This is a genomic window from uncultured Bacteroides sp. (genome assembly GCF_902491285.1).
Lineage (GTDB): Bacteria > Bacteroidota > Bacteroidia > Bacteroidales > Bacteroidaceae > Bacteroides.
On the sequence record NZ_CABUHK010000043.1, the window covers coordinates 24,649 to 47,479 of the forward strand.

Genomic DNA, 22,831 nt, shown 5'->3' on the forward strand with positions numbered 1-22,831 from the left:
TATGAAAATAAAACTTTATACGATATTAGGCTTGACTCTTTTCATGTTGGTTCTGAGTTCATGTTTAGACGCTTCTTCTTTGATGGATAAAGAAGATGTAGGAGATTTATATGAGAAGGATGTATTTAAAGATCCTACATATGCACGTTATTTTGTAAATGATATTTATTATTCGCTGCCTAAGGGTGCTGAAGTTCCTGGTTCATGGGGAGGAGCATATTTGGATTGCGCAACAGATAATGGTGAAGCTCGTTCGTTAGATTCTGATGCGCAACGGTTCAACAATGGAAACTGGAATGCTGAAAGTGTACCATTGGGGAGTGTCTGGTCTAAATCTTATGCAGCAATTCGTGCATGTAATAAATTTTTAGAGAACTATGATTATATTGAGGAAAGGTCAGGAGTGGCAACTAGGATAGATTTGGAATATTTGCGTGGGCAGGTAATTTTCTTACGTGCATTTTTTTATGCGGAGTTACTGAAACATTTTGGTGGGGTACCTATTCTGGATCACACACTGCATTTTGACTCTTCCGAGTTGCAACAAGCAAAACGGGTCACTTTTGACCAATGTGTAAAATACATATTAGAGGAGTGTGATATTGCTATCGCAATATTTAAGAGTGTGAATCAAGACTGGGCTGGCAATAACTTCGGACGTGCTAATGATGGTGTAGCATTAGCCTTGAAAGCAAAAGTGCTTGCTTTAGCGGCTAGTCCATTATATAATCGACCTCCACATTATCCAAAATATGATGAGGAAGATCCTAATAAAGAGCTATGGCGTTATCCGGATTATAATAAAGAGCGTTGGAATGATGCAGCTAAAGCATTAAAAGCCGTGATAGATATGGGGCGTTATGATTTGTATAAGAAGACTAATGGAACAAAATCAGCATATGAGACTTATTTCGTAACCCGTAACACAGTAGAGGAGTCTATATTCCCCTTTTTGAAGGGACCTTCGATTGATGTATATTATAATAATTTGCCCTTTAATTTTATGCTTGTCCGTGGTAAAGGAAGTCCAGTTTGTTATAATTTACCTACTCAGGACTTAGTGGCAGCATATGAAATGAAAAATGGCATGTTGCCTGAGCAAGAAGGTTCTGGCTTTCGTCCATTACATCCATTTTCCGGACGTGATCCACGTCTGGATGCTACGATATGGTATGATGAATCGATTTTCTGTGGTATAGAATTTAAGACTTGGAGACGTGATATCGACTCGGATAAACCATGGGGAAAAGATTATATTCGTGGATATTCCCGTACTGGCTTTTTCTTAAAAAAGTTTATGGATAAAGATTTGAATCCAACTAATAATGTAACTGTTCCTAACTCTTATCCAATCATTCGTTATGCCGATATCTTGTTGTTATATGCAGAAGCGCTAAATGAGTATTATGCCGAACCTTCTTTAGTTCCTGATGATGCGATTTGTTGGGCTATATCAGAAGTGCGTGCTCGAGCTGGGATGCCTGATGTACGTACCACTTTTGCTAATCGTGGTTGGGCATTGACGCAGGAAAATATACGTAACTTAATTCGGAACGAACGCCGTGTGGAGTTTGCATTTGAGGAACATCGTTTTTGGGATGTGCGTCGTTGGATGATTGGTACGGAAACACAAAGAGTTGTTCATGAACAGGATATTGTTTTAAAAGAAGATGATAAAACGAAAGAATATAATGTTAGGGAAATAGAAAAGCGTAGCTATGAGGACTTTATGAATGTACTACCTATTCCACAGTCAGAGATAAATAAGAATAGGAATCTGATTCAGAACTGGGGGTGGTCACCACGTGTGGTAGAGTAATTAATTTAAAGGATGAAATGATATGAAAAATAGAATATTTTTATTTTTGATGGTCACGCTGATAGCTTTGTTTGTTACTTCATGCAAGGAGGATGAAATTGTAGAATCATCAATACAAGTGACCACACAGGGATTTGCTCAGATCGGACAAACTACGGCCTTTGTGAGTGGATATATAGTGAAGGGTACTCTGTCTGAAGGTATGGTGAGAGGTTTTTGTTGGAGTGAGTCTTCTTCTCCTACTCTAGAAGATAATAAAGTGGAAACATCGAAGGTTACAGATGAAAATGGGTATATATTACAATTGGTAGGATTGGAGCCAACAACTGAATATTATGTGAGGGCTTATGTGAGTGATGGCAACTCTATTTACTATGGAAACGAATTGCAATTTACAACAAAAGATATTCCTGGTGATGGATGGTGTGTGATTGATGACATTACCAAAATAACTCCTACTACAGCAACCGCATTAATGCAAATTGCGGATAATGGTGGTTCTGAGGTATTGGAATATGGAGTGTGTTATATCGAAACGGATACCGAGCCGATACCTCCTGTTAATAACGAACCGACAATTGATGGAAAAACTGTTGTTGCTGATGCAGGTGGGTATGCTTTTGACGCACTTCTGGAGAATCTTTCTCAGAATACTCATTATTTAGTTCGACCTTATTTCAAAACAGAAGAAAGTCTTGTGTATGGTGAGACTGTATGGTTTACAACAATGAATTTTGTTAAAACCGGAGATGTATTTCCAGGTTATCAAAGTGCTTATTTATATGGTGAAGTTTTGATGGATGCAGGTTCTGCAACAATAGAGCGTGGTGTTTGTTGGGGGGCTACTCCGACACCAACTATTGAGAATGATTCTTTTGAAAAGATAGATAAAGGTGTTGGTTCTTACTATTCTATCGTTGGTGGACTAGAAAAAGGTCATACTTATTACGTGCGCGCCTATGCGAAAAATTCTGATGGGGTTTTTTATGGTCTTCCTGTGGAGTTTACGACTCGTACTGGGGATATTGTTCCAGGTATGACTTTGGAGGATATGGTTTTGGTTGAAAATGGTATTTTTGATATGGGCAACCCGAACACTGATACAGAAGCTTCGCCGATTGATAATAAAACAATGGGTAAAGAACCAGTACATAAAGTGCAAATATCAAAGAATTTCTATATGTGTAGATATGAGCTAACGGTAGAACAGATGTGTGTATTTCTTAATGTATATCAGAGTAGAAATAGTCGGACACAACCTGTTAAAGCATTACACAATAGTAGTACTAATGCTTGGAGTTTTGAGTATTCGGGAACAGCACCGAATTTGGTATATAAACCTCGTGCAGGGAAGAACAGATATCCTGTTGTTAATGTAACTTGGCCTGCTGTCGAACAATATTGTGAATGGCTGTCTGCAGAATTGGGCGTAAAGGTACGTTTACCGAGTGAAGCAGAGTGGGAATATGCTGCTCGCGGTGGTAATAAGAGCCAAGGATATGTGTATAGCGGAAGTAATAATTTTAGTGAAGTCTCTGTTTCCACTAACAATAGTACTGCCCCGGTGGGAACTAAGAAGCCGAATGAACTTGGTCTCTATGATATGACAGGTAATGCAATGGAATATTGTAGAGATTTTTTTGATTGGAATTTTTATGGGGTACATGCAGGTGAAATAGCAGTAGATCCTGTAAATGCAGGAAAACTGACTGCAGATGGTAAAATGATTGTGCGTGGAGGTAGTTTTAGACATCCGGCTTATCTAAAGGTTTATACACGTGGTTGTAATCAACACAAAGGAGATGCCGGTAATCATAATGGTTTCCGTTTTGTAATGGAAAAACTTCCTGTAGATTTATAAATGATTGAATTGATTAAGAAGGAGCACTAATAGACATATATAGTGCTGCCTTCTTATTTGTAACCTTTTTAATAATTAAGACTATGAACCGATTCTTATATATTCCATACTTATTTTTTTTCTTATTTTTGATGCTTTCTTGTGACGAAACGGACAGTTCACAGAATTTGAAAGAAAACCTTCAGACATTAACTGGCAAAGATTATTTGTCTGTATTACCAGCAACAGTGCAAGTTGGGAACTTTTCCGGAACATTCAAACTGAACATTGCGACAAATCTTATTTGGAATGCATCTACTGAGGATGAATGGATTCTGTTATCTAAGACAGAAGGAGGGAAAGAAGTACTTGAGGTAAACTATACTGCTAATACTGATGTAACATCTTCCCGCAAGGCTAAGATTACGTTTTCAGCTAAAGGAATGAATGATGTAGTATATGAGGCAATAGTGGAGATAGTTCAAAGTGATAAAACTTTTAATAATCCGATAGCTGGTATACCAGATCCATGGATTGTACAGTACCAAGGTGCATATTATACATGTAAAGCACATGGTAATGGAATAAATGTGTCTAAATCGGAGAAGTTGACTGTTATTAATTCGACAAAAGCTATTTGGACAGCCCCTAAAGATAATGGCATAATGAAACCATGGAACACTTCGCATGTATGGGCTCCAGAACTTCATTTTATAGATGGGAGATGGTATGTGTATTATGCGGCAGGGCGTCCATCGTCAGAAAGTGGAAGCTATAAAATGCAACGTACCGGAGTACTTCGTTCAAAAACGACAGATCCAATGGGAGAATATGAAGATATGGGTATGATTTATACAGGCGATGAATATTCACCAAGTATAGTAGCTACTACTGATAACACATGTTATGCAATTGATATGGGAGTTGTGAAAATTGGTGCAAAGTTATACGCTGTATGGTCAGGTACAATCAATAAGGAGTCGGGTGGAGATCAACGCATCTATATTGCGGAGATGAGTAATCCTTGGACAATTTCCTCTAATCGGGTAGAAATATCTAAGCCGGACCAGTCTTGGGAGCTTATAGAGCCTGCGGCAAAAGTGAATGAAGGCCCGGCTTTTTTACAACGCGATGATAAGTTGTTTGTAGTATACTCATGTAATGGATCATGGACGAAATATTACCGTTTAGCATATCTTATGTTGAATATAGGCGATGACCCGATGGTACCGTCAAATTGGAAAAAATCTCCTAATGCAGTATTTTATCGTTGTGATGATACGGTTGATGAAGATGGAGTGAATGGAGTAGGACATTGTTGTTTTACAAAGTCATTGGATGGAACAGAGGACTGGATTGTTTACCATGTGAAGAATCGGAATCATGGTAGTTATGAAACAGGACGTTCTACTTTTATTCAAAGATTTACATGGAATGCGGATGGAACTCCAAATTTTGGAACTCCTGTAGGCTGGGGAGAGCCAGTAGTCGTACCTTCGGGGGAATAATGATAAAAATGATATTGACATATGATGAAAAGAAGAATAACTTTCATGTTAAGTAGTTTAGTACTTTTAGCTTTTTAAGTAAATCTGTTTCAGTAGATATTCCACATAAGAATCCTAATGTATTATTTATTTGTATAGATGATTTGAGACAGGTACTAGGGCATTATGGTTCTGTGGCGCAACTCCCGAACTTAGATAAATTGTCAGATAGAGGGTGTCTTTTTTATCATTATGTTCAGGTGTCTACTAGTGATGCTTCGTGTGCAAGTTAGTTGTCTAAAAAAGAACAGGATTTGTAATTCGTACATAATATATCTGAACTAGATATAGTTTGATTTAGAGGGTAACAGGAACTAAACTTATTAATGAATAAATAATGCTATTTTTCTTCTTTATAAAGGTAAATTGAGACGTTTTTATTCTTTTATGAGACATTTATTCTATCATTGAAAATATGGATTGCCTAATTTTGCCATTATTGAAAATGGATAGAAGACTACTTTTAAACAATGGATTAATTTTAATATTATGGAAAAAGAATTTCTAAAAAAAATTATGGATGGTAGGATCAGGTTACTTTTATTATTCTTGATTTCTACGATGTATGTTCAGGCTCAGACAGTAAGAGCTGTTTCTGGAACGATAAAGGATGCATTGGGAGAACCACTGATTGGGGTAAATGTAGTAGTTAAAGGAGATGCTACCTTAGGAACAATTTCTGATATGGATGGGGGATATTCTTTGAAGGTACCTCGTAAAAAAGTTACTTTAGTATTTTCTTTCATTGGATATAAAACAATGGAGAAATCGATTGATGCGAACATGACAAAGCTTGATGTAATGTTAACGGAAGATACGGAATTACTTGACGAAGTTGTGGTAGTGGGTTATGGTACAATGAAAAAGAAAGATGTGACAGGATCTGTTTCACACATTGGAAAGGAAGTGATGGAGACGAAAGTAGCCACTAACGCGGTCGATTTTCTGAAAGGTAATATTGCGGGAGTAAATATTAGTGTAGATAATAATGCTTCTGGTGGAGGAACAATTGAGGTACGTGGCCCGGCTTCTTTAACTGCATCTACCTCTCCTTTGATAGTCTTAGACGGTAACATTTATTATGGTAATATTAGTGATATCAATCCGAATGATATTGAAAGCATGGATGTACTGAAAGATGCTAGTTCTACAGCTGTTTATGGTTCTAAAGGTTCTGCAGGTGTGATTATGATTAATACGAAAAGGGGTAAAACGGAAAAACCTGTTATCAATCTAAGTGCTAGAATTGGAGTGACTACTTTATTGGATATTCCAGACCTTCCTACGCCTAAGCAATATATACAAAGACGTGCTGATTATTGGAAAACATTGGATTATTTTAAGCCAAGTGCAGATCAGAAAGGAACTGGTTATTATGATGATCCTTATAGTCTTCCGGAAGGAGTAACAATGGATGAATGGGCAGCATATGATCCTTCTTTTTCAGGAGATTATGTGGAAACCTGGTTAACTCGTCTTCAGTTGTCTAATGTAGAGATTCAAAACTATAAACAAGGTAAAACAGTAGATTGGCGGGATCAAGTCTATCGTTCAGGTTTGAGACAAGACTACAATATGTCAATTTCTGGAAAATCATCAAGAACTAATTATTATGCTTCATTGGGATATACTAATAATGAAGGTTATAAGGTAGGCGACAGCTTTCAGACAGTAAGAGCCCGGGTGAATCTGGACACAGATATAACAAAATGGTTGAAAGTCGGTTTGGCTGCTCAGTTTGCAGATCGTGGAAATAAGGATATAGTAGCTGATACTGGCAATGCTGATGTGATGAGTCCTTATGCTAGCATGTATGAAGAAGATGGTAGTTTGAAGAAATATCCGACAGATGATGCTAGAATTATAAATCCTTTATTGACAAATTCTGTTGACAAAAAGTTCTATAAAACGCAAACATTGAATTCAACAATTTATGGTAAACTAACGCTTCCTTACGGAATTAGTTACCAAACTAATCTTAATGTTCGCTATGGCTGGAGAAAGCAATATTATTATAAATCGGATGAAAGACCTAGTATTTCTGAAGGAGGAGAAGCTAGCCGTGATGAATATTCCGACTATGAGTGGGTGGTTGACAATATGTTAAAATGGAATTATACCATTGCGGGTATTCATAATATTGATGCTACATTTGTATATAGTGCTGAGAAATATCAATTCTGGAATACCAATGCAGCTAACTCCGGTTTTGTTCCTAGCGGTGTTTTAGGCTTCCATAATTTACATGCGGGTATTAATCCTGTTATAAAAACTAATGACGAAGTACAGACTGGTAATGCTTTATTAGGTCGTTTGAATTATTCATTGATGGATCGTTATTTACTGACGGCCTCGGTACGTAGGGATGGATTTTCCGCTTTTGGAGTAGAGAATCCGTATGGTACATATCCGGCATTTGCATTGGGATGGCGTATGTCAGAGGAATCTTTTATTAAGAAATTGAAGATTATTGATAATTTGAAATTACGTTTTTCTTGGGGTGAGAATGGTAATAGAGATATTGGACGTTACGCTGCTCTTTCTAAATTAAATGTGACAGATGCAATAATTGATGGAGATAATGTGAAAGGAGTATGGACTAATAATCTGTCTAATAATAAATTAAAGTGGGAAAGAACTCGTGCAACTAATCTTGGATTAGATTTTGGTTTATTCAACGGCCGTTTGAGTGGTATTTTGGATATGTATTATAATAAGACATCAGATTTGATTGTAAATCGTTCATTGCCAACTATTACAGGATATGATAAGGTTATTGCTAACTTGGGACAGGTAGATAATAAAGGATTGGAATTGACTTTGACAAGTGTGAATGTCAATATTCCGAAGAAAGTATATTGGACTACTACATTTATTTATTCTACAAATAAAAATACAATCAAGCATTTGTATGGTAAAATGGTGGATGTAAAAGATGAGGCTGGTAATGTAATAGGTCAGCGTGAGGATGACGATGTACAAAATGGTTGGTATATTGGGCATGGAATTAAAGATATTTACTACTATAAATGGCTAGGAGTCTGGCAATTGGGGGAAGAGGACGAAGCTAAAAAGTATGGAAAACAACCGGGGGATCCTAAATTGCAGGATTTAGATAATGACGGTAAGATTACAGAAAAGGATAAAGTTTGGTTGGGATCAAGAACACCGCGCTACCGTATGTCATTGCGTAGTGATTTGAACTTGTTCAATTGTCTGGACTTCTCATTTGTACTTCGTGGAGAATTCAATTATTTGGGGGAAGATAATTTGCGTAGGAATGAAGATAACCGTTTCTTCGACCGTTCAAACTCTATTATGACGGAATACTGGACTCCTTGGAATCCAAGTAATGAATATGCTCGGTTAGGAGCAAATTGCGGTAATCCAAGTGTTTTAATCTTTAAGAAAAGAGATTTTGTTAGATTGCAAAATGTTTCTTTAGCTTATACTTTCCCAAAAACTCTTTTGAAGAAATTTTCAATTGAGAATCTCAAAGTCAGTTTAAATGTAGATAATGCGTTTGTTTTGACCAAGTGGAACTATTATGATCCTGAAAATATGGGTACTTGTCCTCGTATTTGGACATTGGGAGTGAATGTGACTTTGTAATTTGTAAAACAGAAGAAAGATATTCAGATGAAAACAATGAAAAATATAATTAAATGTTTGACAGCCTCTTTGTTGGTTGTGTATTTATCGTCATGTGTTGATCTTGACCCGGAACCATTATCATTTTATGCTCCGGAAAACACTTTTTTGGATAAAGAAGGACTTGAGGCTCTTCTTGTTACTTCACGTAAACAAATTAAGTGGGAATGGTTTGGTGACGCTTTTAATGCTGGTTATTGTGAAACTCCTTTAGTATATGAATATGCATGGTCTGATATTTCGGTAATGGGAGCTCCTGAAGTAAAAGAGATACATAACTTGGAAACTCAATTAACACCTAATACATCAATGGCGTTACATCTTCGCTATTGGGATTTAGCTTGGAATGGAATCAAATATGCAAATACTGTAATTAGCCGTGTACCGAAATCAACTATCACTAATGAAACAGATAAAAATGAATTGTTGGCTGAAGGATATTTCCATCGGGCGTATTGGTATTACTTACTGGTTAATCAGTGGGGAGATGTACCTTTGATTTTGGAGGAAATAACTGAGCCTAAGTTGGACTTTTACTCTACTTCCAGAATGAAAATTCTGCAACAATTGAAGACGGACATGGAATTTGCCGTGCAATGGCTTCCCAAAAATGTAAAACCGGGTTGTGTAAGTAGAGCTGCAGGAGAACACTTGTTAGCGAAGATATATCTTTGTACAGGTGATTTTCAACTTGCGGTAGATGCTACGACCAGATGTATTAATGACTATGGTTTGCATTTGATGAAGGAGCGTTTTGGAGTAAATGCAGCAGATCCAAACCTGGATGTGTTTAATGATTTGTTTCAAGAAGATAATATTAGTGCTTCAGAAAATAAAGAAGGTATTTTTGTAGTTCAGGAACGGTATGGAGTGGAAGGAAATGTTGCTCCTAAAGGATCGAATCGTATGCGTAACTTTGTACCCTATTGGTGTAATGGTGCAGCTGTGAAAACTCCCGATGGAAAACAAGGTACTACATATGACGCTGCACCTTATGACGGGTATGAATGGGTAGAGAAGTTAGGGCGTGGTATAGCTAAGATTCGGCCTACAAACTATTCACAATATGCCATTTGGGGCAAGTGTGAAAATGATTTAAGACATAATGAGAATAACTGGTTTGATATATCACGCCTTACATACAATCGTCCGGCATCTAAAGGAGGTAGTGCAACATATTTTGGTACACCTGTACAGCGGTCTTTTGTAACTGACACTATGCGCTGTTATTTTTCATTTCCAACAGTGAAAACTCTGATTTATAAAGATGATATAAATAAAGGAAAAACTCCTACCGGTGGATTTACAGATCATTATGTATTCCGTCTTGCGGAAACTTATTTGATGAGAGCAGAAGCATATTATTGGTTGGGAAATGCTACTGGAGCAAAAGAAGACGTAAACGAAATACGTCGTCGTGCAAAAGCGCCAGAATTACCTTCTGTTACTTTGGATGATATATTAGATGAAAGGGCAAGAGAATTATATATAGAGGAACATCGGAAAGTGGAGTTGACTCGTATCGCTTTCTTAAAAGCTCAATTAGGTAAGGATGGATATTCTTTAAATAATTTTTCAGAGAAAAACTGGTATTATGATCGTATAATGGAAAAAAATAATTTCTTTGCAGAGGAATATTTTTATTCAACTAATGCGTTTGTCATGAAACCTTATCATGTGCTTTGGCCAGTTCCTTTGACAGCCATAACCTCGAATAGTCAAGGACGTATTAACCAAAATATTGGTTATTTTGGTGCAGAAGATAATGTGCCGGTAGAATAGAAATAATATTATAGATAATTATCTCTTCGGAGCATAGATATTTGCTCCGAAGAGATTTGAAGGTCGAATATTGTTGTAAAAGAGGAAATCCTTGGGACGTTTTTTTTATTTATTGGGATATTTATCTTATCTTATGTGATAAGAAGGGCTTATTTTTGCATCAGTAATCTTAATGTAGGTAATATGATGAAACTATTATTCTTCGTTTTTGCAGTATTGTTAAATGTTATGTTCCTTTTTGCTCAAAAGGAAGCAACTGTAGGAAAAGCTAATGATTTGAAAGATATACTGGTTGCATGTTATTATTTCCCTAATTATCATACAAGAAGTAAGAACGATCCTCGTATTAGTAATCAGCATTGGGAGAACTGGTCAGAATGGGAGTTGGTGAAGCGAGCTAAACCTCGGTTTGAGGGACATCATCAGCCGAATGTTCCGGAATGGGGATATACTGATGAAAAGGAGCCGAAAGTAATGAAGAAAAAAATACAAATGGCTGTAGAACATGGCATTGATGTATTTATTTTTGATTGGTATAATTATAATGGTAATAATACTCCGGAGAATTTCAAAAAAGCATTGCAGATGACTAAAGAGGTTTTACTGAATGAACCGGACTCTCCCGATATTTTGAATATCAATTGTTGGAATGAGTGGCCAGAAGGTAGTTATTTAGAACCTGACATGGTACATGGAACGGCTTATTTGGATGTAGTGAAAGAGGTGATGGGTGAATAATGTATGAGATTAAAATATATAATAATAAAGAATGTATGAATAAGAAATTAGTGAATCGTGTAGGAAAACTGATTGTTTTGCTACTAATTGTAGGATTACTTCCTGCTTACGCTCAGAAAAAAGGAAAAGAAAAAGTGAATCGTCTACCGGATGATTTGGAAACACTTGCGGGCGACCCAGCTTTATTGAAGAAGCCTGAAGGATTGACTGTAGCTGCTTATGCTTTCCCAAATTACCATGCTTCAGCTTTACATAATAAAATATATTCGCAGGGATGGACGGAATATAATCTGATTAGAAGTGCACGCCCATGGTTTGAGGGACATCAACAGCCACGTACTCCTTTATTGGGAGAATTGGATGAAAGTAAACCGTCTACCTGGGAGACTTATAATAAGCTTTGCAAGCAAAGTGGTATTGATGTCCTGATTTGGGACTGGTATTGGTATGATGGTAAACCTTGTTTGCATGAAGCGTTGGAGAATGGTTTTCTGGAAGCTAACAATACAAAAGATGTGAAGTTTGCCTGTATGTGGACTAATCATCCTTGGTATGTACTATATCCGACAAAGAAAACAGATGGAAGTAATGCTTATCCTCCTAGTTATGATGCTCCTGACTTCTCTAAAGAAGAGTGTTGGAAAAGTCTTTCTTATATGATTTCCCGCTATTGTCATTTGGAGAATTATTGGCGAATCGATGGTAAGCCTGTTATCTGTATTTGGGATGCCCGTCGTTTGGAATCTAAATTAGGAGTTGCCGGAGTGAAACAATTATTTGCTGAGCTGACAGATTATGCTAAGAAATTGGGACATAAAGGACTGCATTTCCATGTAACAGGTTTCAGTTGTGGAAATATGAAAGAAGAAGGCTATAGCACAGTTGGTTCTTATAACCCGATGGACTGGATTGCCGGTCGTTTTCAACCGAAAGAAATCGAATTGCCTGACTACGGAACTGTTGCGGCTGATGTAGCGTTCAAACTTTGGGATGAGCATCATGGTCAATTTGACATCCCTTATATTCCGGCAGTGGCTCCGGGCTGGGACTCTACACCGAGATATATTGCTCCTGCCAGTCGTCCGGAAAAGCCGAATCGCAGCCAATGGCCTGCATGTACTATCTTTAAGAATGAGAATCCTGCCTCCTTTAAGGCATTTGTTCAGTCTTCTTTCGTGTATTTGAACAAGCATCCGGAAGTACCCCGTATTCTGACTATTGCTTGTTTCAATGAATGGTCGGAAGGGCACTATTTGTTGCCGGACAACCGTTTTGGTTATGGAATGTTGGATGCACTCGGAGAAGCTTTGGGAAAAGAAAGCAACCATCAGAAACATGGAAAATAAGTATATGAAGAAACTGGTTTTAATAGAAACGCTTCTTGTCATAAGCCTTTCGCTTATGGCAGGAGGTCCTGCTAAGACTTACAAGAACCCGGTGGTGAATTACAGTCTGCCCGATCCCAGTGTGATTAAGGGAGATGATGGCTATTTCTATCTGTATGCAACGGAAGATATCCATAACTTGCCGATTCACCGCTCTAAGGATTTGGTCAGTTGGGAGTCTGTCGGCACAGCTTTTACGCCTGAGACACGCCCTACCTTTGAACCGAAAGGAAATTTGTGGGCACCCGATATCAATAAGATTGGCGATAAATATGTGCTTTACTATTCAATGTCCCGCTGGGGCGGTGAATGGACTTGCGGGATCGGTGTAGCCACGGCCGACAGTCCGAAAGGTCCTTTTAAGGATCACGGAATGATGTTCAGGAGCAATGAAATCGGAGTCAAGAATTCGATCGACCCTTTCTATATAGAGGATAGAGGGAAGAAATATATGTTTTGGGGAAGTTTCCGTGGAATCTATGGGGTGGAACTGACGGAGGACGGATTAGCGGTAAAACCGGGTGCGGAGAAGAAGCAAATAGCCGGAACCGCTTATGAAGGAACTTATATTCATAAAAGGAAGGGTTATTACTATATGTTTGCTTCTACCGGAACTTGTTGTGAGGGACTGAAGAGTACTTATCAGACAGTGGTAGGACGTTCTAAATCCTTATGGGGGCCTTATCAAGACAAGCAAGGGAAGCCTATGCTGGAAAATAACCACGAAATCCTGATTCATAAGAATAAGAGTTTTGTTGGTGTAGGACACAATGCGGAACTGATGACGGATAAAGCTGGTAATGACTGGATTTTGTATCATGGGGTAAGCGTTGCCAATCCTCATGGAAGGGTATTATTGTTAGATAGAGTTGATTGGAAAAGTGGATGGCCTGTAGTGAGAGGAAATTCTACTTCTATCGAATCTAAGAGACCAAAATTATAAAGAAGGGTTTGAAATGGATAGGGTTAATCATAACAGAATGGTAAAAAGATTGTTTATGGTATTGTCGGGCTGGGTGATGGGAGGGACATTGGCGTTCTCCCAGAATCAACCGACGGCGATTGTACAGAAGGAAGCTTATTTCCCAATGAAGGAAGTTCGTCTGTTGGATAGCCCTTTCCAGACTCTTCAACAGAAAGGAAAAGAATATCTCCTTTGGCTAAATCCAGATTCTTTGCTTCATTTCTATCGGATAGAAGCGGGGTTGCCGTCAAAAGCTGAGGCTTATGCCGGCTGGGAATCGCAGGATGTATGGGGAGCAGGTCCTCTACGGGGAGGATTTCTCGGATTTTATCTTTCTTCAGTATCGATGATGTATCAGTCGACAGGTGATAAAGAACTGCTAAGACGATTGAAATATGTGTTGAAAGAATTAGAACTCTGTCAGGAAACCGGCAAAGACGGTTTTTTGTTAGGGGTAAAAGATGGTAGAAAACTATTCCGGGAAGTAGCATCGGGGAAGATAAAGACCAGTAATCCTACGGTCAATGGTGTTTGGGCTCCTGTTTATCTGATTAATAAGATGTTGCTTGGACTTGCTGCCGCATATACCCAATGTGACTTGAAAGAAGCGCTACCGATATTGATTCGGCTGGCCGATTGGTTTGGCTATCAAGTATTAGACAAATTGACGGATGAACAGATTCAACAATTATTAGTTTGTGAGCATGGCTCGATTAATGGATCTTATGTCGAGGCTTATGAGTTGACAGGGCAGAAGCGCTTTCTTGATTGGGCTCTTCGTTTGAATGATCGGGCTATGTGGGTTCCTTTGTCCGAGGGAAAAGATATTTTATTTGGTTGGCACGCCAATACGCAGATTCCGAAATTTACAGGTTTTCATAAGTACTATATGTTTACCGGCGATCAGCGCTTTCTTGCCGCAGCTACTAATTTTTGGGATATCGTGAAGCAGAATCATACCTGGGTGATAGGTGGAAACAGTACCGGAGAGCATTTCTTCTCCAAGAAAGAGTTTATAGAGAGAATGCTCCATATTAGCGGGCCGGAAACGTGCAATTCTGTAAATATGTTGCGTCTGACTGAATCTCTGTTCAGTCAGCAACCGGATGCGACTAAAGCGGCATACTATGAAAGAACCTTGTTCAATCATATTTTGTCGGCATATGATCCGGTGAAAGGCATGTGCTGTTATTTTACTTCCATGCGGCCGGGGCATTATCGTATCTATGCTTCACGCGACAGTTCCTTCTGGTGTTGTGGACATACCGGACTGGAAAGTCCGGCAAAATTGGGTAAGTTTATTTACAGTCATAGAGTGACGGATGTTCATGAAGAGAAAGAAATTAGAGTGAATCTGTTCATCCCTTCAGTTCTTTCCTGGCACGAAGGTGGAGTTGAACTTATTCAGCGAAACCGGATTCCGGAGTCCGAACAGGTTGACTTTGCATTAAATTTAAAGAAAAAGCAGAAACTGGTTTTGCGCGTTCGCAAACCGGATTGGACTGATAAAGCCACTTTCATGATTAATGGAAAGGAAGAAGAGCCCCTGCTTGGCAGTGATGGATATTGGATAATAGACAGAGTATGGGAACGGAAGAATGTGATAACATTGCGGCTTCCGATGCATATATACACAGAAAATTTAATAGGCACCGACCGTTATGTCGCGTTGCTATATGGGCCTTACGTGCTTGCTGGACGTATGGGAACGGAAAATATGCCCGCTACTTTTTGGGGAAAGATGAATAATACGGCAATGAACGAGATAGACATGGCAAAGATTCCGGCTTTCAGAGAATCTGCCGGGCAGATTCCGGCTCATGTAAAGGCTGTTCTTGAAGGAAATACATTGAAGTTCGGCATAAACATGAAAGGTTTTGAGAATATAGTGCTGGAACCTTTTTATAAAGTTCATTTTGAACGTTATGCGGTATACTGGCCGATAGTTCATTAGGTTTTGAATGGGAATGGAAGTATAATAGAACATATATAATAGGTATGAGAATGATATTAAGGACATTTGTAGGTTGTGCAGCAGTCTTATTTGGTACTGTCTGCATGGGAGCGGTAAGGTATGTTCCTGAAAATGTGAAGGTAGAGCTATCTTTAAAGGTTCCGGGTAATGATGCTGTGGATTACAAACTGTATCCGGACAAGTTGGAGAATAGTTATTTTGATTATGAATGGCGTTCGGAAGGCAAACTTCCGATGACGGTCTTTCATAAGGTGGAAGAGCGGCAAGGACGTACGCGGTTGACGGTGCAACTTACTGCCGCAGAGGACGTCTACTTCAACTATCACCAATGGATGAATACAGGTTATCGTCATGATAACTGTCAGTTTTATATGCCCGGATTTTGGTATCGTCGCAATCTGCGTTCTCCTAAGGAAGCTCCCTCGTTTCATACATCAGATAGTTGGCTGGTTCGCGAAGATAGATTGAGTGCACCGCTTACAGGGATCTTTTACGAGAAAGAAAAGCGGTTTATGATAGTAAACCGTTTGGATGACTTTTCTATGGATGCTCTGACTACACATAAAGAAGGTGAGATAATTCTTTCAGGGAAGACCTCTTTGGGCTTTACCGGATTTGAAAATTGTCAAGGCATATCTATGATTTCTTTTGGTTTTCCTTATCGGGAAGCCCCTAAAAGTTATATCCGTAAATTGACATTGGCACCCAAGGTGGAAGCCTTCCAACTGATAAAGAAGGGCGAGTCGGTATTATTGACATGGGAAATAATGGAGAGTAGTGCGGATAATTTCTCAGATTTCGTTCAGTATACATGGGAGTATTGTTATGATACTTATGCTCCTAAACCAGTGGAAAGTTCATATTCGATAGCGGATATGAAACAGAAACTTAGCTGTTTTTTTGTAAATAGTTTGGTCGAGAATCAGCCGCTGGTTTATAATTCCGGCATACATCTCAAGACGGGCGACTGTGAGAAAAACGGGCAGGCTGAGGTCGGTTTTGTCGGTCGGGTACTTCTTAACGCGTTTAATGCATGGGAGTATGGCTGGCAATCGAACCGAGAAGAACTGAAGGCGAATAGCACTAAAATATTTAATAGTTATTTGAAGAATGGTTTTACACCAGTCGGGTTCTTCAAGGAATCTGTCAATTTTGATAAGGGATACGAGGAGCCAGTTCATAGCATTCGGCGGCAGTCGGAGGGGATATATGCCATATTCCATTTCTTGGCCTATGAGAAGGAGAATGGTCGTCGCCATCCAGAGTGGGAACAGAAAATAAAGGGGATGCTGGATATGTTTTTACGGTTGCAAAGTGCAGACGGTAGTTTTCCCCGTAAGTTTCGTGATGATTTCACGGTCGTCGATTCCAGTGGGGGAAGTACGCCTTCTGCTACGTTGCCATTGGTAATGGGGTACAAATATTTTAAAGATAAGCGTTACTTGGCTAGTGCAAAACGGACAGCTGATTATTTGGAGAAAGAGTTGATTTCAAATGCCGATTATTTTTCATCTACGTTGGATGCGAACTGTGAAGATAAAGAAGCTTCGCTTTATGCTGCTACTGCTACTTACTATCTTTCGTTAATAACGAAAGGAAAGGAACATAAGCATTATGCTGATTTGGCAAAAAAAGCTGCTTATTTTGCTCTGTCCTGGTATTATTTATGGGACGTTCCTTTCGCCCCGGGACAGATGTTGGGTGATGTAGGTCTTAAAACCCGTGGCTGGGGAAATGTTTCTGTAGAGAATAACCATATTGATGTTTTTGTTTTTGAATTTGCTTCTGTCCTTCAATGGTTGTCGAAAGAATATGCAGAACCTCGTATGGCTGATTTTGCGGAAGTGATATCTACATCTATGCGTCAGTTGTTACCATACGAAGGACATTTGTGTGGAGTAGCAAAATCCGGTTTCTATCCGGAGGTGGTTCAGCATACTAATTGGGATTATGGTAAGAACGGGAAGGGGTATTATAATGATATCTTTGCGCCGGGATGGACTGTTGCTTCTTTATGGGAACTGTTGACTCCGGGACGTGCGGAAAGGTTTTTGCTTGATTAAATAGAACAGAATCTATTGTTTATTGACCTGCTGATTTCCTACAGAACTAGGAAACTCTACTAGTTTTGCATCGAAACTTTAATATAAATATCATGATAAAGCATTTGATTTTCTTTTTAGTAGTATTATTTAATTGTTCGTGTCTGTTTGCGCAGTGGAAGCCGGCAGGAGAACGGATTCAGACAGAATGGGCATCTAAAATAAACGTCGGGAACGTATTACCCGAGTATCCGCGCCCTATTATGGAGCGTCCGGATTGGATGAATCTGAACGGATTATGGAATTATGCTATTTCTCCGCTGGGGCAAGCGGCTCCGCAGGAGTATGACGGTCAGATTTTAGTTCCTTTTGCCGTTGAATCCAGTTTGTCCGGTGTTGGAAAAATATTAGGAGATAAGAATGAATTGTGGTATCAGCGTAAGTTTACAGTTCCTGCAAAATGGAAAGGAGAACGGATATTATTACATTTTGGGGCTGTTGACTGGAAAACGGATATATGGGTGAATCAAATAAAGATAGGTCAGCACACAGGTGGTTTTACTCCTTTTTCGTTCGATATAACTCCGGCTTTGCGAAATGGGGAGAACGAATTGGTGGTAAAAGTGTGGGACCCTACAGATAAAGGACCTCAACCTAGGGGAAAGCAGGTGAGTAAACCGGGAGGTATTTGGTACACGCCGGTCAGTGGCATTTGGCAGACGGTATGGTTAGAACCTGTGCCTGCAAAGGCTATCGTAAATATCAGAACAACACCTGACATTGATGCAAATAAATTGACTGTAGAAGTAGTAACGAATGAGAAGGGCGCTTCGGATAAAGTGGAAGTGAAAGTGTTCGAAGGAAAGCAGTTGGTAGCTAAGGGCAGTTCGATTAATGGTGTGGCAGTTGAGATAACGATGCCTGCTGATGTGAAGTTGTGGTCACCGGATTCTCCAACTTTATATGGTATGGAAATTTGTCTGTATACAGGGAATAAGTTGGTAGATAAGGTTGAAAGTTATGCTGCTATGCGTAAATATTCCACAAAGCGGGATGAAAACGGCATTGTACGTCTACAATTGAATAATAAAGATGTATTCCAGTTTGGACCTTTGGATCAAGGTTGGTGGCCCGATGGCTTATATACTGCCCCCTCGGATGAGGCTTTGGTTTATGATATTCAGAAGACGAAGGATTTAGGGTATAACATGATCCGTAAACATATAAAGGTAGAGCCTGCACGCTGGTATACGCATTGTGACCGTTTGGGCATAATAGTGTGGCAGGATATGCCAAGTGGGGATAAGAACCCGGAATGGCAGAACCGTAAATATTTTGAGGGAACAGAATTAAAGCGCTCTGTCGAATCAGAAGCTATCTTTCGCAAAGAATGGAAAGAAATTATTGACTGTCTTTACTCTTATCCTTGCATCGGCACATGGGTTCCTTTTAATGAAGCATGGGGGCAATTCAAAACCACTGAGATTGCAGAATGGACAAAGCAGTATGACTCGTCGCGTTTAGTGAACCCTGCCAGTGGTGGCAATCATTATACGTGTGGTGATATGCTTGACTTACATAACTATCCGGGACCGGAAATGTATATATATGATGCGCAGCGTGCAACGGTACTTGGGGAGTATGGTGGTATCGGATTGGTACTGAAAGACCATATCTGGGAGCCGAACCGCAATTGGGGGTACGTTCAGTTTAATACTTCTAAAGAAGCTACAGATGAATATTTGAAGTATGCTGACATGTTGAAAGGTATGATTGGACGAGGATTCTCTGCCGCTGTTTATACACAGACTACAGACGTTGAGGTAGAAGTTAACGGGTTGATGACATATGACCGTAAGGTGGTTAAGATGGATGAACAGCGATTGAAAAAGGTAAATACGGAAATATGTAATGTATTGAAGTAGTTTCCCTTTTTCTAAACAGAAAATCATGAAGCACTTGACAAATGCATTTTAATGTTGTATCTTTGTAGTTCAAGGAAATGGATTTCTGTCTGATAATAAATGAAAAATTAGATAAAAATGAATATAGAAGTAGTATAATATAGTGACAATTAGCCTCTTTCTTCTTGGGTTATACCAGAAGATAGAGTATTTGATATAGGCTAAGGCTGCGGATTTTATGGAATTCGCAGCCTTTTTTGTTGTAAAAAATAGACGATAAAATTCGGATTTACAATTTGAGAGTTTATAATAAACTTGGATACCGTTTTTAATAAACTGCTCAAGAATTTATTATAAATGTACCATACATTTATGTGCTAAACTGTAACGATTTTTGCGAGAACGTTTCCCTTAGTGTGGTATCTCTCGGGTTTGAGGTAATTATAGTACACAAATAGTGTGGTATCTTACTTTTACAAGATGGAGCGGAAGACGGCTTGTTATCCCGCCCAGTTCTCCCTATCCAGATTTCTATAACTGATCGCTTCCGCTAAATGTCCGGAAAGAATTTGCTCACTTCCTTCGAGATCGGCAATGGTGCGTGATACTTTCAATATCCTGTCATAGGCGCGGGCGGATAAATTGAGCCGATCCATTGCATTTTTTAATAAGGCGAGCCCTTTGTCATCCGGTCGGGCAAATAGTGACAGTAATTTGCAGTTCATCTGCGCATTGCAATAGATACCGGGATATTCGGCGTAGCGCTTTTCTTGTATCTGTCGGGCTTTAATGACCCGTTCACGAATGGCTGTACTGGATTCTCCTCTCCGTTGGTCGGAAATCTTATCAAAAGGGACTGGGATGATTTCAATCTGAATATCAATCCTGTCGAGTAAAGGGCCGGAAATCTTATTCAAGTATTTCTGTACTTGTCCCGGACTGCATACGCATGCTTTTGTGGGATGATTGTAGTAGCCGCAGGGGCAAGGGTTCATAGAGGCCACTAACGTGAAGCTGGCAGGATAGTCTACACTGCTTTTTACACGTGAGATGGTGATTCGTCTGTCCTCCAGTGGTTGTCGTAGTACTTCGAGTACGTTTTTGGAGAATTCTGGGAGTTCGTCAAGAAATAGAATGCCGTTATGAGCCAGACTTATTTCTCCCGGTTGAGGAAAACTTCCCCCTCCCACCATTGCTGATTGAGAGATTGTATGATGGGGAGACTGGAACGGGCGTTGGGTTATTAATGAAGAGTTCCGGTTTAATTTTCCGGCTACAGAGTGTATCTTGGTCGTTTCGAGGCTTTCTCCCAAAGAGAGTGGCGGAAGGATAGATGGCAACCGCTTGGCCATCATTGATTTTCCACTGCCCGGAGCACCTACCATAATTATATTATGCCCGCCGGCTGCGGCCACTTCCAATGCCCTTTTTACATTCTCTTGTCCTTTTACATCAGCGAAATCAAACTCAAAATTACTTTGTTGGGTGTAAAACTCTTCCCGGGTATTGACAATAGTCGGCTCTAATTCACGCTCATTATTGAAAAATTCAATGACTTCTTTGATATTACTGACTCCGTAGACTTTCAATTGATTGACAACAGCGGCTTCCCGTGCATTCTGCTGTGGGATAATTAATCCTTCAAATCCATCTTCACGGGCTTTGATGGCAATAGGGAGCGCTCCCTTAATGGGTTGTATGCTTCCGTCAAGGCTCAGTTCTCCCATTAGCAGGTAGCGGGGGAATTTCTCGGATGATATGGTGTCACTGGCGCCCAGCAGGCCGATGGCAAGCGGCAAGTCGTAGGCTGAACCTTCTTTCCGGATATCGGCTGGTGCCATGTTGACCACCAAGTTACTGGTCGGCATCTTGTAACCATTGACTTGCAGTGCGGAAATGATACGTTGATGGCTTTCTTTGACCGCGGAATCCGGAAGGCCGACGAGATAGAACATACAGCCGCGAGAGCTGTTAACTTCGATTGTGATGAGTGTTGCATCAATACCTTGAACAGCCGCTCCGAATACTTTAATTAACACGTTTGCTTACTGGTTATTTTTTCTTTTTGTTGTCCTGCTTTTCTTTTTCTTCTGCTGCAGAGACTACTTCTTCTATTTTCTTTTTTAATTCTTCTCCACTGAGATTTTTAGCCAGAATCTTACCGTCGGCCGATAAAAGGATATTGGCAGGTATTTGCTTGATGGTATATTGTTTGGCTATTTCTGAATTAAGTCCGCCGAAATCACATACTTGTTCCCAGTCCAGTGTGTCACGCTTGATGGCATCTTTCCATTGTTCCTTGTCTACGTCGAATGAAATGCCGAGCATAGCTACATACTTGTTCTTTTTATATTTTTTATAGAGTTCTTTTAGCTCGCTGTTACTGCGATAGTTGGAAGCACTGTCACTCCAGGAAGCCCAGAAGTTGATTAGCAGGTTTTTCTTTTTGAAATCTTCGGATGAACGGGTTATCTTTACTCCTTTTATATTAGGTAGGCTGAAGAACGGTGCATATTTGCCTGTCTCCGTTTTTTCCGCCTGTGAGATGCTTTCGTTTAATCGTTCAATATAAAGTTTATCTTGTAATATACCTGTCATGACTTCAATCAGTTTCTTTATCTTATTGAAATCGGGGGACTCCTTTTGGACAAAGTATTTATCTAATAGATAGAGACTGACAAAGGAAGAATGATGTTGCTGTATAAATTCTTCCGCCTTTTGTTCCAAGACCTGTTCGGAAGGGTTATCCAAGTCTTCCAATTCTTTCTGAAAAACTGTAAATTCTTGGTTGTATATGTTCCCGTCAATAGTCAGGACTCCGGGATTGCTGATATCTCCTTTTATTTTGATTTTGTTGCCTTTGTCAAGGAATATAGGATATTCAGTCTGATTCTTGATGAGAAGAAAAGCAGAAGTAATCGTATCTATCGGGGTTGAATAAGAGAATTTATCGTCTTTCACAAAAATAGTATCTATACGGTCGCGTATCTCGTCCATTCCATATAGATAAATCGTGTCTGTACCCAATCCTTTGATTTCTCCGGTTATGCTCACTTCTTTTTGGGAAGTCTTGCTGCAACCGGATAAACAGATGGCTATAAGGATTAAAATGCTGCTCTTTTTCATTGTTTTGATTTCTTTTCTGCGAAAGTACGGTTTTTACGGATAAAAAAAAAGAATTGCC

General features: G+C 39.4%; 13 protein-coding genes. 11 read left to right on the forward strand and 2 right to left on the reverse strand.

Going from position 1 to position 22,831, the window contains the following annotated elements:
* The first annotated feature begins 1 nt into the window (after window position 1).
* From RDN93_RS12390 to RDN93_RS12440, 11 genes are all read left to right on the forward strand, one after another.
* A complete protein-coding gene (locus tag RDN93_RS12390) occupies window positions 2–1,819 on the forward strand; it encodes a RagB/SusD family nutrient uptake outer membrane protein (RefSeq protein ID WP_308745821.1) in 1,818 nt (605 codons plus the stop codon).
* Window positions 1,820–1,841: 22 nt separating this feature from the next.
* Window positions 1,842–3,680 carry an SUMF1/EgtB/PvdO family nonheme iron enzyme gene (locus RDN93_RS12395; protein WP_308745822.1) on the forward strand — a complete coding sequence of 613 codons (1,839 nt, stop codon included), beginning with the start codon at window positions 1,842–1,844 and terminating at the stop codon, window positions 3,678–3,680.
* Between the two features lie 83 nt (window positions 3,681–3,763).
* The gene (locus RDN93_RS12400; RefSeq protein WP_308745823.1) at window positions 3,764–5,167 is read left to right on the forward strand and encodes a family 43 glycosylhydrolase; all 1,404 of its coding nucleotides are present in this window, start codon (window positions 3,764–3,766) and stop codon (window positions 5,165–5,167) included.
* A 528-nt stretch (window positions 5,168–5,695) separates the two neighbouring features.
* A complete protein-coding gene (locus RDN93_RS12405) occupies window positions 5,696–8,818 on the forward strand; it encodes a TonB-dependent receptor (protein ID WP_308745824.1) in 3,123 nt (1,040 codons plus the stop codon).
* 27 nt (window positions 8,819–8,845) lie between these two features.
* Entirely contained in the window at window positions 8,846–10,639 is a 1,794-nt protein-coding gene (locus RDN93_RS12410; protein WP_308745825.1) for a RagB/SusD family nutrient uptake outer membrane protein, read from the forward strand.
* A 183-nt stretch (window positions 10,640–10,822) separates the two neighbouring features.
* On the forward strand, window positions 10,823–11,377 hold the full coding sequence (locus tag RDN93_RS12415; RefSeq protein WP_308745826.1) for a glycoside hydrolase family 99-like domain-containing protein: 555 nt from the start codon (window positions 10,823–10,825) through the stop codon (window positions 11,375–11,377).
* Window positions 11,378–11,412: 35 nt separating this feature from the next.
* Window positions 11,413–12,723, forward strand: a complete 1,311-nt coding sequence (locus RDN93_RS12420) for a glycoside hydrolase family 99-like domain-containing protein (protein WP_308745827.1) — start codon at window positions 11,413–11,415, stop codon at window positions 12,721–12,723.
* 4 nt (window positions 12,724–12,727) lie between these two features.
* A complete protein-coding gene (locus tag RDN93_RS12425) occupies window positions 12,728–13,705 on the forward strand; it encodes a family 43 glycosylhydrolase (protein ID WP_374047410.1) in 978 nt (325 codons plus the stop codon).
* 76 nt (window positions 13,706–13,781) lie between these two features.
* Complete coding sequence (locus RDN93_RS12430; RefSeq protein WP_308745835.1) at window positions 13,782–15,680, forward strand: beta-L-arabinofuranosidase domain-containing protein; 1,899 nt, start codon at window positions 13,782–13,784, stop codon at window positions 15,678–15,680.
* 44 nt (window positions 15,681–15,724) lie between these two features.
* Window positions 15,725–17,764: a hypothetical protein gene (locus tag RDN93_RS12435; RefSeq protein WP_083589266.1), complete on the forward strand. Its 2,040-nt coding sequence runs from the start codon at window positions 15,725–15,727 to the stop codon at window positions 17,762–17,764.
* 92 nt (window positions 17,765–17,856) lie between these two features.
* Entirely contained in the window at window positions 17,857–19,668 is a 1,812-nt protein-coding gene (locus tag RDN93_RS12440) for a sugar-binding domain-containing protein (RefSeq protein WP_308745828.1), read from the forward strand.
* A 479-nt stretch (window positions 19,669–20,147) separates the two neighbouring features.
* Here the strand turns inward: RDN93_RS12440 and RDN93_RS12445 are convergent, their stop codons facing one another.
* Window positions 20,148–21,686 carry a YifB family Mg chelatase-like AAA ATPase gene (locus RDN93_RS12445; protein WP_308745829.1) on the reverse strand — a complete coding sequence of 513 codons (1,539 nt, stop codon included), beginning with the start codon at window positions 21,684–21,686 and terminating at the stop codon, window positions 20,148–20,150.
* A gap of 13 nt (window positions 21,687–21,699) precedes the next feature.
* The gene (locus RDN93_RS12450; RefSeq protein WP_308745830.1) at window positions 21,700–22,773 is read right to left on the reverse strand and encodes a TlpA disulfide reductase family protein; all 1,074 of its coding nucleotides are present in this window, start codon (window positions 22,771–22,773) and stop codon (window positions 21,700–21,702) included.
* Window positions 22,774–22,831 lie beyond the last annotated feature (58 nt).

Bases quoted from the DNA above. Each gene is read 5' to 3' on its own strand.
- RDN93_RS12450 (WP_308745830.1), bottom strand. From the start codon at position 22,773: ATGAAAAAGAGCAGCATTTTAATCCTTATAGCCATCTGTTTATCCGGT.
- RDN93_RS12430 (WP_308745835.1), top strand. From the start codon at position 13,782: ATGGGAGGGACATTGGCGTTCTCCCAGAATCAACCGACGGCGATTGTA.
- RDN93_RS12425 (WP_374047410.1), top strand. From the start codon at position 12,728: ATGAAGAAACTGGTTTTAATAGAAACGCTTCTTGTCATAAGCCTTTCG.
- RDN93_RS12390 (WP_308745821.1), top strand. From the start codon at position 2: ATGAAAATAAAACTTTATACGATATTAGGCTTGACTCTTTTCATGTTG.
- RDN93_RS12410 (WP_308745825.1), top strand. From the start codon at position 8,846: ATGAAAACAATGAAAAATATAATTAAATGTTTGACAGCCTCTTTGTTG.
- RDN93_RS12395 (WP_308745822.1), top strand. From the start codon at position 1,842: ATGAAAAATAGAATATTTTTATTTTTGATGGTCACGCTGATAGCTTTG.
- RDN93_RS12435 (WP_083589266.1), top strand. From the start codon at position 15,725: ATGAGAATGATATTAAGGACATTTGTAGGTTGTGCAGCAGTCTTATTT.
- RDN93_RS12415 (WP_308745826.1), top strand. From the start codon at position 10,823: ATGATGAAACTATTATTCTTCGTTTTTGCAGTATTGTTAAATGTTATG.
- RDN93_RS12420 (WP_308745827.1), top strand. From the start codon at position 11,413: ATGAATAAGAAATTAGTGAATCGTGTAGGAAAACTGATTGTTTTGCTA.
- RDN93_RS12405 (WP_308745824.1), top strand. From the start codon at position 5,696: ATGGAAAAAGAATTTCTAAAAAAAATTATGGATGGTAGGATCAGGTTA.
- RDN93_RS12440 (WP_308745828.1), top strand. From the start codon at position 17,857: ATGATAAAGCATTTGATTTTCTTTTTAGTAGTATTATTTAATTGTTCG.
- RDN93_RS12400 (WP_308745823.1), top strand. From the start codon at position 3,764: ATGAACCGATTCTTATATATTCCATACTTATTTTTTTTCTTATTTTTG.